The organism is Methylobacterium sp. D53M (genome assembly GCF_053345625.1).
Window position 1 is genome coordinate 220,008 of sequence record NZ_JBKFAL010000006.1, and the last position, 10,709, is coordinate 230,716.

9 protein-coding genes are annotated in these 10,709 nt (G+C 71.7%); 2 read left to right on the top strand and 7 right to left on the bottom strand.

The genetic code is table 11. The features are described from left to right. Nucleotides 1–30 precede the first annotated feature (30 nt). Nucleotides 31–1,002, top strand: a complete 972-nt coding sequence (locus ACLBYG_RS12750) for an NADPH:quinone oxidoreductase family protein (protein WP_447681689.1) — start codon at nucleotides 31–33, stop codon at nucleotides 1,000–1,002. A 71-nt stretch (nucleotides 1,003–1,073) separates the two neighbouring features. Here the strand turns inward: ACLBYG_RS12750 and ACLBYG_RS12755 are convergent, their stop codons facing one another. Then, a complete protein-coding gene (locus tag ACLBYG_RS12755) occupies nucleotides 1,074–1,340 on the bottom strand; it encodes a hypothetical protein (RefSeq protein WP_447681704.1) in 267 nt (88 codons plus the stop codon). Here ACLBYG_RS12755 and ACLBYG_RS12760 point away from each other — a divergent pair. Next, complete coding sequence (locus tag ACLBYG_RS12760) at nucleotides 1,249–2,874, top strand: methyl-accepting chemotaxis protein (RefSeq protein ID WP_447681702.1); 1,626 nt, start codon at nucleotides 1,249–1,251, stop codon at nucleotides 2,872–2,874. The two genes, ACLBYG_RS12755 and ACLBYG_RS12760, sit on opposite strands and share 92 nt — an antisense overlap. Nucleotides 2,875–2,928: 54 nt before the next feature. Here the strand turns inward: ACLBYG_RS12760 and ACLBYG_RS12765 are convergent, their stop codons facing one another. From ACLBYG_RS12765 to ACLBYG_RS12790, 6 genes are all read right to left on the bottom strand, one after another. After that, a complete protein-coding gene (locus ACLBYG_RS12765; RefSeq protein WP_447681690.1) occupies nucleotides 2,929–3,942 on the bottom strand; it encodes an adenosine kinase in 1,014 nt (337 codons plus the stop codon). Nucleotides 3,943–3,994: 52 nt separating this feature from the next. Beyond that, nucleotides 3,995–4,546, bottom strand: a complete 552-nt coding sequence (locus ACLBYG_RS12770) for a Uma2 family endonuclease (protein WP_447681691.1) — start codon at nucleotides 4,544–4,546, stop codon at nucleotides 3,995–3,997. A gap of 76 nt (nucleotides 4,547–4,622) precedes the next feature. Further along, complete coding sequence (locus tag ACLBYG_RS12775) at nucleotides 4,623–6,032, bottom strand: MFS transporter (RefSeq protein WP_447681692.1); 1,410 nt, start codon at nucleotides 6,030–6,032, stop codon at nucleotides 4,623–4,625. Nucleotides 6,033–6,133: 101 nt separating this feature from the next. Next, nucleotides 6,134–7,063 (bottom strand): glutaminase, encoded by a 930-nt coding sequence (locus tag ACLBYG_RS12780; RefSeq protein WP_020092523.1) that lies wholly within the window; start codon nucleotides 7,061–7,063, stop codon nucleotides 6,134–6,136. Nucleotides 7,064–7,371: 308 nt separating this feature from the next. Next, entirely contained in the window at nucleotides 7,372–9,141 is a 1,770-nt protein-coding gene (locus ACLBYG_RS12785) for an ABC transporter ATP-binding protein (protein ID WP_026604824.1), read from the bottom strand. Between the two features lie 204 nt (nucleotides 9,142–9,345). After that, entirely contained in the window at nucleotides 9,346–10,701 is a 1,356-nt protein-coding gene (locus ACLBYG_RS12790; protein WP_447681703.1) for an MFS transporter, read from the bottom strand. Between the last annotated feature and the right edge of the window lie 8 nt (nucleotides 10,702–10,709).

Genomic DNA, 10,709 nt, shown 5'->3' on the forward strand with positions numbered 1-10,709 from the left:
GGCCGGGACACGCCGGGGAGGAGGGACGCCATGCGGGCGCTGCTGTGCACGAAGCTCGACGGGCCGGAGCATCTGGAGATCGTCGAGCGGCCCGACCCGGTGCCGGGCCCCGGGCAGGCGCTGGTGCGGATGCGGCTGGCGGCCCTGAACTTCTTCGACACGCTGATCACCGCCGGGCGCTACCAGGTGAAGCCGACCCTGCCGTTCTCGCCGGGCGGCGAGGGGGTCGGCGTGGTCGAGGCGCTGGGCGAGGGCGCCGCGGGCGTGTCCGTGGGCGACCGGGTGATCGTCCATGCCGGGCACGGCTGCTGCGCGGAGCTGATCGCCCTCGACGCCGCCCGGCTCACGCCGGTGCCGGACGCCGTGCCGGACGAGCAGGCGGCCGGGCTGACCATCACCTACGGCACCTCGCTGCACGCCCTGGCGAACCGCGCGCGCCTGCGGCCCGGCGAGTGGCTGGCGGTCCTCGGCGCCTCCGGGGGCGTCGGCCTCGCCGCCGTCGAGCTCGGCCGGCTGATGGGCGCCCGGGTGATCGCCTGCGCCTCCTCGGAGGAGAAGCTATCGGTCGCCCGCGCCCACGGCGCCGAGGCGGGCGTCGTCTACGACCCGGCGACGCTCAAGGACGAGCTGCGCCGGATCTCGGGCGGCGGGATCGACGTGGTCTACGACGCGGTCGGCGACGCCTACGCGGAGCCGGCCCTGCGGGCGCTCGGCTGGCGCGGGCGCTTCCTCGTGATCGGCTTCGCCGCCGGCGCCATCCCGCGGCTGCCGCTGAACCTGATGCTCCTCAAGGAACTCGACGTGCAGGGCGTCCACTGGGGCGCCTTCCTGGACCGGGAGCCGGAGGCGCACCGGGCCGATCAGCGCCGGCTCCTCGACTGGGTCGCCGCGGGCAGGCTCACCGCGCAGGTCCACGGCGTCTATCCGATGGCGGAGTACCCGGAGGCCTTCGGCCTCCTGACCCGCCGCGCGGCGGTGGGCAAGGTTCTCCTGCGGCCCTGACCCGGGGCGCGGCCGCCCGCCTCAGCCCGGATCGGCGCGCGACCCGCAGCGCGGCGTCGGCGGGCGACGCGCTATGCGTTCCGCGCCGATCTGCGGCGCAGATCGCTGCCGCAGTAGAGGTTGCGGAAAAATCTGTCTTTCATCTTCATGCATCCCGACGCGACGGTGTCGTCCTCTGTGGTGCCCGAGATGAGACTGCGAAAAAGTATCGTATCGAAGCTGATACTCCCCTCGATCGTCGGCTTTCTGCTTTTCCTGGCAAGCTCGGCCGTCGGCTTGATGCAGATACAGGCCATCAACGCCGCCGCCGTGGAGACCCGCGACGTCTGGGTGCGCAAGGACAACGATCTCCATACGATTCGATTCCTGATGCTGCGGTACCACACGACGACGATCCGCAAGGTGATCGCCGTCGACGACGGTGAGAACCGGGCCCTCGATGCCGAGTTCGTCGAGATGGATCAGTCCATCCCCGAGGCCTTCCAGAGCTATCGCGCGCGCGCGACGACGCCCCGGGAGCGCGCGCTCTGGGACGCGTTCGAGGGGCGGTGGAAGGTCTATCGCACCGACCAGGAGGCGATCCTCGCCCCGCTCAGGCGCGGCGACCGGAACGCGGCCCGCGACGCCATCGCGCCCGCCCGCCCGCCGCTCGTGGCCGCCTTCGATGCCCTGGCGGATCTCGCCCAGGTCACCGCCGAGGGCACGAACGTCTCGGTCCAGCGCTCCGAGGACGCGTTCCGGACGGCGTGGTCCGTCACCGTCGCGCTCGCGGTCATCGGGTTGCTCATGACCGGCGCGGCGGTCTGGTGGGTCTGGCACCGGGTCGCCCGCCCGATCCGGTCCCTGGCCGGAACCATGGGTCGGCTCGCGGCCGACGACCTCGACGCGGCCGTCGGCGGTTCCGAGCGCGGGGACGAGATCGGCGTCATGGCGGCGTCCGTCCAGGTCTTCAAAGACGGCCTGATCCGGGCGCGCACGCTCGAGCACGACGCCGCACAGGCCCGCGCCACGGCCGAGGCGGAGCGGCGGAGCGGCATGCACCGGATCGCCGACGCCTTCGAGGGCACGGTCGGCGGCATCATCGGCACGGTCTCGGCCGCCGTCGCCGCGCTGCAGGACACGGCCTCGGCCATGAACGAGGCAGCCGCCGACACCGCCGATCGCTCCATCCGGGTGGCGAGCGCGGCCGAACGCGCCGCCAGCACCGTCAGCGTCGCGGCGGCGGCGGCCGAGGAGCTCGGCGCCTCCGTCCAGGAGATCGGCCGCCAGGTCGCGGGTTCGACGGAACTGACACAGTCGGCGGTCGCGGACGCGGAGGCGACCGCGCATCTGGTCCAAGAGCTGAACGGGGCGGCGATCCAGATCGGTCATGTCGTGACCCTGATCTCGACCATCGCCCAGCAGACGAATCTCCTCGCGCTGAACGCCACGATCGAGGCGGCGCGGGCCGGCGCGACGGGCCGCGGCTTCGCCGTCGTGGCCGCGGAGGTCAAGGAACTGGCCGGTCAGACCGCGCGGGCAACCGACGAGATCGGCGGCCACGTCGCCCGGATCCAGTCTTCCACCGGCGACGCCGTCACGGCGATCGGACGCATCGGCGGTCGGGTCCAGGAACTCAGCGCGGTGGCGACGCGGATCGCCAGCGCCGTGGAGCAGCAGGGCGCCGCGACGCAGGAGATCGTCCGCAACGTCTCCCAGGCCGCCCAGGGGGCAGCGGACGCCACCAGCACCATCACGGGCGTCGCCGACGCGGCGAAGGGGACCGGAGCGGCGGCCGATCAGGTTCTCACGGCAGCCTCGGAGCTGTCGAACCGGTCCGGCCACCTCAGGGACGAGGTGACGCGCTTCCTCGCGACCGTCCGCGCGGCCTGAGTGCGCCGGATCGGCGCGGTCGCGGACCTCCGGCCGCACGCCCGGCGCGCCGGCTCAGAGGAGCCCGCGCGCCTTGGCCAGGCCGACCAGGTCCGCCTGCGGGCGGGCGCCGATATGCTGGATGACCTCGGCGGCCGCGAGCGTGCCCAGGCGGGCGCTGGCGACGTTGTCGAGCCCGCGGGCGTGCCCGGCCAGGAAGCCGGCGGCGAACAGGTCGCCCGCGCCGGTCGTGTCGACCACGGTCTGGACCGGGCTCGCCTCGACGGCCCGGACCTCGCCGCCCTGGACCACCAGGGCGCCGTCGGCCGAGCGCGTGACGAGGCCGAGCAGGTGCCGGCCGCGGGCGTTGCGCTCGTCGCGCAGGGCCGCCACGGCGGCCTCGGGATCCTCGGTCTCGTAGAGGCTCTGCAGCTCGGCCATGTTGGCGAACAGGATGTCGATGCTGCCGTCCCGCACGAGGCCCAGGAACTCGTCGCGGTAGCGGCCCACGCAGAACGCGTCAGAGAGGGTCAGCGCGACGGCGTTGCCCGCCTGATGGGCGAGCTGCGCGGCCTTGCGGAACGCGTCCTTGGCGGCCGGCGGATCCCACAGGTAGCCCTCGAGATAGACGACGCGGGCCGAGCTCACGAGCGCCTTGTCGACGTCGTCGGGCGACAGCCCCTGGCAGGCGCCGAGATAGGTGTTCATCGTGCGCTCGCCGTCCGGCGTCACGAGCACGAAGCACCGGGCGGTGGCCGGCCCCTCGGCGGCGGCCGGGACGGCGAAGTCGACGCCGGTCGCCTTGAGGTCGTGGCTGAACAGGCCGCCGAGCTCGTCGTTCCGGACCTTGCCGACGAAGCCGGTCTTGGCCCCGAGGAGCGCCGCGCCGACCGCGGTGTTGGCGCCCGAGCCGCCCGACACGATCGTCGCCGGTCCCATCGCCTGGAACAGCGCCTCGGCCCGCGGCTCGTCGATGAGCTGCATCGCGCCCTTGGTGACGCCCTGCGTCGACAGGAAGGCGTCGTCCGTGCGGGCGATCACGTCGACGATCGCGTTGCCGAGCACGAGGAGATCGAGGGGTGCAGTCATCCGGGCGTCCTGATTCGCGTTCGCGCCGCTGTGGCATCCGCCTCGGATCGGATCAAGCGCCGTCGTCGGCGGGCGCGAGGTCGGCGAACAGCTCGGGCACGGGCAGGCGCAGGCCGGGGGGCGTCAGGTCCAGCGTCTCCCGGGTCGCGATGCGGGTCTCGATCAGGCCGCCCTGCGCGCGGCGGTGATGGATGACGAGGCGCTTCACCGGATCCACGATCAGATAGTGGATGACGCTCTCCAGACCGAAGTAGCGGGTCAGTTTGAGGCCCGAGTCCACCGCGCGTGTGCCCGGCGACTGAACCTCGACGACGATGACGGGATCCGGCACTTCGACGGCATCGAGATCCATCCGGGGCCCACAATAGACCAGCGCATCCGGTTCGAACGTCGTCGTGCTGTCGATGCGGACCGTCATGCCGTCGGGCATCATGTGGCAGACGACACCGGAGGCTCTGATCGCGCGATTCAGGGCTGTCTGTGCTGCGAACTTGACCAACGCATGTCCGGCCCGCTCCGGTGACATCGCGAACACCTCGCCATCGACCAGCTCGAAGCGCCCCGGCTGCCCCTCGGCCCAGGCGAGAAACTCGTCGACCGTCATCCGGGATCTCGGCTGAGCGACCATGCCCGAGGTTAGCACGGATTCGGCTTGCCGGGAGCTGTGCTCCTCACGGGCCTCACCCCGCGATCTTCTCCAGCGCGACGTCCCGCGTCCGGGGACCCAGCAGCCCGACGAGCAGGCCCGCGGCCAGCATCGCCGCCGAGATGAACAGGAACACGCCCGGCGTCCCGGCCTCCCGCAGCACGAACGCGATGACGAAGCCGGTGAAGATCGCCGAGAAGCGGCTCCAGGAATAGACGAAGCCGACCGCCCGGGCCCGGATGCCCGTGGGGAACAGCTCGGCCTGATAGGCGTGGAAGCTGTACGACATCACGTTCGAGGCCAGCGTCAGGCCGATGCCGAGCGCCACGATGACGGTGACGTCCCGCGTCTGCGCGAAGGCCAGGCCGCAGGCGATGTAGAGGAGGGCGGCGGCCACGATGACGTGCTTGCGCTCGAACCGGTCGGCGATGGCGAGGCCGATCAAGGGCCCGACCGGGGCGGCGAGCGCGATCAGCGCCGTGTAGGCGAGGCTCGACGTCACCGTGATGCCCTGGGCAACCAGGAGGGTCGGCACCCAGTTGGCGAAGCCGTAGAAGCCGACCGTCTGGAAGACGTTGAACCCCGCCATCATCAGGGCGCGGCGCCGGTAGGGCTGGACCCACATGTCGCGGAACGCGCCGCGCGGCTGCACCGGCTCCGGCGCGGCCGGTGCGGGAAGCGCGCCGCCGTGCTCGGCCGCGATCCGCGCCTCCAGCCGCCGCAAGACCGCCTCGGCCTCCGCCAGACGGCCGTGCTCGACGAGCCAGCGCGGGCTCTCCGGCAGGCCCGCCCGCATCCACCAGACCACGATCGCCGCCGAGGCGCCGATCAGCACCACCCAGCGCCACCCGTCGATGCCGAGGGGTGCCGCCGGGATCAGCAGGTAGGACAGGAACGCCACGACCGGCACGGCGGTGAAGCCGATGCCCTGGCACAGGGCGAAGGCCCGGCCCCGGATCGCCTTCGGCACCAGCTCGGACAGGTAGCTGCCGATCGTCACCATCTCCAGGCCGAGGCCGATTCCCGCGATCAGGCGCCAGAGGTTGAGGCCGAAGGCGTCGCTCTGGCAGGCCATCACCACGTTGGCGGCGGTGTAGGACAGCAGCGACCACGTGAAGATCGCCCGCCGGCCGAACCGGTCGGCGAGCCAGCCGCAGGCGATGGTGCCGATGAACAGGCCGGTGAAGAGGGCCGCGACGAAGCTCGCGACGCCGCTGGCACCGAACAGGCCCGGAGTCGTCGGCGTCAGGATCCCGGCCTTGACGAGCCCCGGCGCGACGTAGCCGGTGAACAGCAGGTCGTAGAGTTCGAAGAAGAAGCCGAGCCCGAGCAGCATCACGAGGCGCCAGACCGTCGGCGTCGCCGGAAGCCGGTCGAGACGGGCCAGGATGGCGCCGGGATCGAGACCTTCGTCGGAAGCCCGGACTGCCGTACGCGTCGCCATGCCGGTGAGCCTCGTCTCGGCGCCGCGGCGCCCCGCCGGCGCAGTGCCGCGGAAGCGTGCAGCGCGCAAGGGGGCGCGACGCGGGCCGCGCGGCGGAGCCGTCAGGCGCCGAAGACGGACCAGCCCATGCGCTGCGTCAGCCGCTCCAGGGCGATGCGGCCGAGATGGGAATTGCCCGCCGCGTCGAGGCCGGGCGACCAGACGGCGATGGACGCCTTGCCGGGCGCGATCGCCAGGATGCTGCCGCCGACCCCGCTCTTGCCCGGCAGGCCCACGCGGTAGGCGAACTCGCCCGACCCGTCGTAGTGGCCGCAGGTCAGCATGATCGCGTTGATGCGGCGCGCGCGCTCCGCCGACACCACCGAGTGGCCGGTCGACGGGTTGACGCCGTTATGCGCCAGGAACCGTCCGGCCCGCGCGAGCTGGCGGCAGTTCATCGCGATGGCGCAGTGGTGGAAGTAGACGCCGAGCGTGTAGTCGACCGGATTGTCGAGGACGCCGAACGACTTCATGTAGTTGGCCAGCGCGGTGTTGCGGAAGCCCGTGCGCTTCTCCGAAGCCGCCACCGTCTCGTCGATGGTGATGCTGGAATCCTGGGCCAGGAACTGCATGAAGCGCAGGATCTCGCCCAGCGCCTCGCGGGGCTCGTGGCCCGAGAGGATCACGTCGGTGACCGCGATCGCGCCCGCGTTGATGAAGGGATTGCGCGGCACGCCGCGCTCCCGCTCCAGCTGCACGATGGAATTGAACGGGTTGCCCGAGGGCTCGCGGCCGACCCGTTTCCAGAGGCGGTCGCCGACCATGCCGAGGGCGAGGGTGAGCGTGAACACCTTCGACACGCTCTGGATCGAGAACGGCGTCTCGCTGTCGCCGCCGGTGAAGACCTGCCCCTCGGCGTCGATCACCGCCAGGCCGAACTGGCCGGGATCGACCCGGGCGAGCTCCGGGATGTAGTCCGCGACCGCGCCCCGGTCGGGGCGCTGGGCCATCTCCTCGGAGATCTCCCGGATGACGTGGGCAAGGTCGGGCACGGTCGGGCTCGGGCGTCGCGTTGCGTCGGAACCGGGCCGGTTCGCGACGTCTCAGGCGATGCAAGGTCCGGTCCGGCCGCGCGGTGATCTAGCAGTGCCGGGCGGACGTGGGAACCGGAGCGGCCGTGCCCGCGCGACGATCGGCCGGCGAGCGCCGGCCGCCGGGCCGTCACTCGATCCGCACCGTCATCGCGAGCGCAGCGAAGCGACCCAGGGATGCGCCACGCTCGGGCATCGCGTGCCTCACTGGATTGCTTCGCTGCGCTCGCAAAGACGGCTGCGGTGCGTCCGCTCGGCGAGAAGGATCATCACGCGGCGGCGAGCGCCATCGCCATGGATTCCTTCTTCATCAGCTCCCGGAAGAAGCCGTCGAGATGGGTCAGCTTGTCGGGCGAGCCGTCCTGCGCGATGCGGCCGCCGTCGAGCACGACGATCCGGTCGAAATCCTGCAGCGTCGAGAGGCGGTGCGCGATCGCGATGACGGTCCGGCCCTTCATCAGGTTGGCGAGGGCGTGACGGATCGCCTGCTCGGATTCGGCGTCGAGCGCCGAGGTCGCCTCGTCGAGTAGCAGGATCGGCGAGTTCTTCAGGATCGCCCGGGCGATGGCGATGCGCTGGCGCTGGCCGCCCGAGAGCTTCACGCCGCGATCGCCCACGATCGTGTCGAAGCCTTCCGGCAGGGCCTTGATGAAGTCGGTGCAGTGCGCCGCCTCGGCCGCCTGCCAGACCTCCTCGTCGGTCGCCTCGGGCCGGCCGTAGCGGATGTTCTCACGCAGGGAGCGGTGGAACATCGAGACGTCCTGCGGCACGACCGTGATCGCTTCGCGCAGGGATTCCTGCGTGACGCGCTCGATGTTCTGGCCGTTGATGCGGATCGCGCCGCTCTGCACGTCGTAGAAGCGCTGGATCAGCGAGAACAGGGTCGACTTGCCGCCGCCCGACCTGCCCACGAGGCCGACGCGCTGGCCGGGCTCGATGACGAGGTCGAAGTCGGTGAAGACGGGGCGCCCGTCCGGATAGCTGAACGCGACGTGCTCGAACTCGATCTTGGCGCCCTGGCCGCTGAGCGGCTGCGCTTCCGGATGGTCCACGAGGTCGTGGGGCTGGAGCAGGGTGTGCAGCGCCTCGGAGAGGCGGGCGGTGTGCTGGGTCGCGTCGACCAGCGCCACCGCGAGGTCGCGGGTCGCGGCGAGGATGCGGATGCCGAGCGTGCAGACGAGGACCACCTGACCGTTCGTCGCCTGGCCGGCCTCCCACATCTGGATCGCCCAGTAGAGCAGGCCGAACACGGCGAGCACGGTGAGCACCGCGTGCACGATGCGCAGCTTCTCGAGGTAGAGCAGGGACGAGCGGCGGGCGCGCATCTCGGTGGCGACGGTGCCCTCGAAGCGCTGACCCTCCCGCTTGAACGCCGAGAAGGCGCGCACGAGCGACATGTTGCCGACGAGGTCGACCATCTCGCCGTCGACGGAGGCGGCCTTGGCGGCGAAGTCGTGGTGCAGCGGCTTGCCGGCCGCGGCCATCTTGAACATCAGCACGACGACGGCGGCGAACACGCCCGCCAGGATGCCCGCCATGGTGAGGTTGACGGTGGCGATGTAGGCGATCGACCCGAAGGCCGCGACCGTCGGCGGCATCACGTTGAACACGAACATGTTCTCGACCGTGAAGATCGCGTTCGAGGTCGCCGTGATCCGCGACGCCAGGGTGCCCGGCTGGCGGTCGGAGAAGAAGGTCGGGGAGTGGCCGGTCAGGTGCCGGAACAGGTCGCGCCGGATGTCGCCCGTGATGCCCACGAAGGTGAAGGCGCCGGTCAGCGCGGCCACGCGCCAGAGCATGTTGTCGGCGGCGATGAAGGCGATCAGGACCGCCAGGGCGCCCCAGATCACGGTGTTGTCGGGGCCGGGACCCTTCGTCAGCGCGTCGACCACGCCCTTCAGGGCGTAGTCGGTGGAGACCGAGAAGCCGACGGCGCCGAGCACCGAGATCAGGATGACCAGGTGCGGCAGCCAGCGGCGCCGGAGATACCGTCCGACGAAGGCGAAGGGCCTGTCGGCGTATCGGTGCAGCTCTTCCATCGCGGTGACCATTCCGTATTCGCGCGGCTTTGGCTTACGGGCTGAGGCGGAGTGCAGCGCGGGCGCAGTCTGACCCGCAGCGGCAACGCGAGAGCGTTGCCATATGTTTCACCGGCTCGCACCTTCGCCGCGCTTTTATCCGCAGAACCTGAACGCCGCTTGAGCGGCTTGGAAACACCCAAGCGAATCCGATGCCGCGCCGGGTCAGGCCGCGCGCTCCGGCTGGCGCGTCTCCGGCATGATCAGCGCCACCAGCATGAAGGCCGCGAAGCCGACGACCGCGAGCCCCAGGAAGGCGCTGTGGCTGCCGAGATGGTCGGCCATGATGCCGGCGAGCGAGGTCGAGAGGGCCGCGCCGATGCCCATGGCGGTCCCGACCGCACCGAGGGCGAGGTTGAAGCGGCCGGTGCCGCGGGTGAGGTCCGACACGATCAGCGGCACCATCACGCCCAGCACCGAGGCCGAGATCCCGTCGAGCACCTGGATGGCGACGAGGCCGTAGGGGTTGGTCGTGTAGGCGAGCAGCAGGCCGCGGACCGGGAGGGCGCCGAAGCCGAACAGCAGCACCGGGTAGCGGCCGAAACGCTCGGCGGCCCGGCCGACCGCCGGGGCGCTGACCGCGAGGACGGCCTGCGGGACCATGATGCAGGCCGCCACCAACGCGGTCGCGGTCTCGCTCGCCCGCAGGGTCAGGACGCTGCCGACGAGGGGCAGCATCGCGGCGTTGGCGAGGAAGAACAGCACCATGCAGGCCGCGAAGCACAGGAGGCCGCGGTTGGTCAGGAGCGCGCGGATGCCGTCCTGGCCGGACGCGGGCGCCGTCGAGGCCGCCGCCGCCTGGGCCGGCTCCTTGAACACGCCCGGATCGATGTCCTGGGCGCGGATGCGCGCCAGCGCGATCACCGTCGGGATCCCGAGGGCGGCGGTGAGGTAGAAGACGGCGCCGTTCGACAGGTAGTAGCCGATGGCGCCCATGCCGGCCGCGCCGAGGGCGTTGCCGAGGGCGGCGAAGCTCGCGTTCCGGCCGAGGCGCTCGCCGGCTCGGGCGCGCCCGACCAGACCGATGCTGATCGCCGCGATGGCCGGTGTCAGCACGCAGCTCGCGGCCGAGTGGAGCGCCATCGCCAGGAGCACGATCAGGAAGCTCGGCCAGACCGCCAGCGCGAAGGCGCTGCCGGCGATCCCGATGACCGCTACGGCGGCGGCGAAGCGCTTCGAGCGCACGACGTCGACGAAGGCGCCCCCCGGCACCTGGCCGAGGAGCGCCACGAGGCTGCCGACCGTGAGGGCGAAACCGATGTCGGACTGGGTCCACTTGGCCTGCGAGAAGTAGACCGCCAGGAACGGGCCGAACCCGGTCTGCAGGTTCGCGACGAAGAACGCGAAGGCGTCGAGGCCGTAGCGGCTCGCCGAGGAGATCGCGCGTTCGCCGTGGACCGCCGACGCTGCCGGCGCGCGCGCGGCCTCGGCCGCCTGATCCTTCAGGCGGGTCGGACGGGAGCGGATGTCCTGCCGGGGCACGTCGCGCTCGCGGGGGGCGGCGGCGGTTCTGACCTTCAACCGGGCCA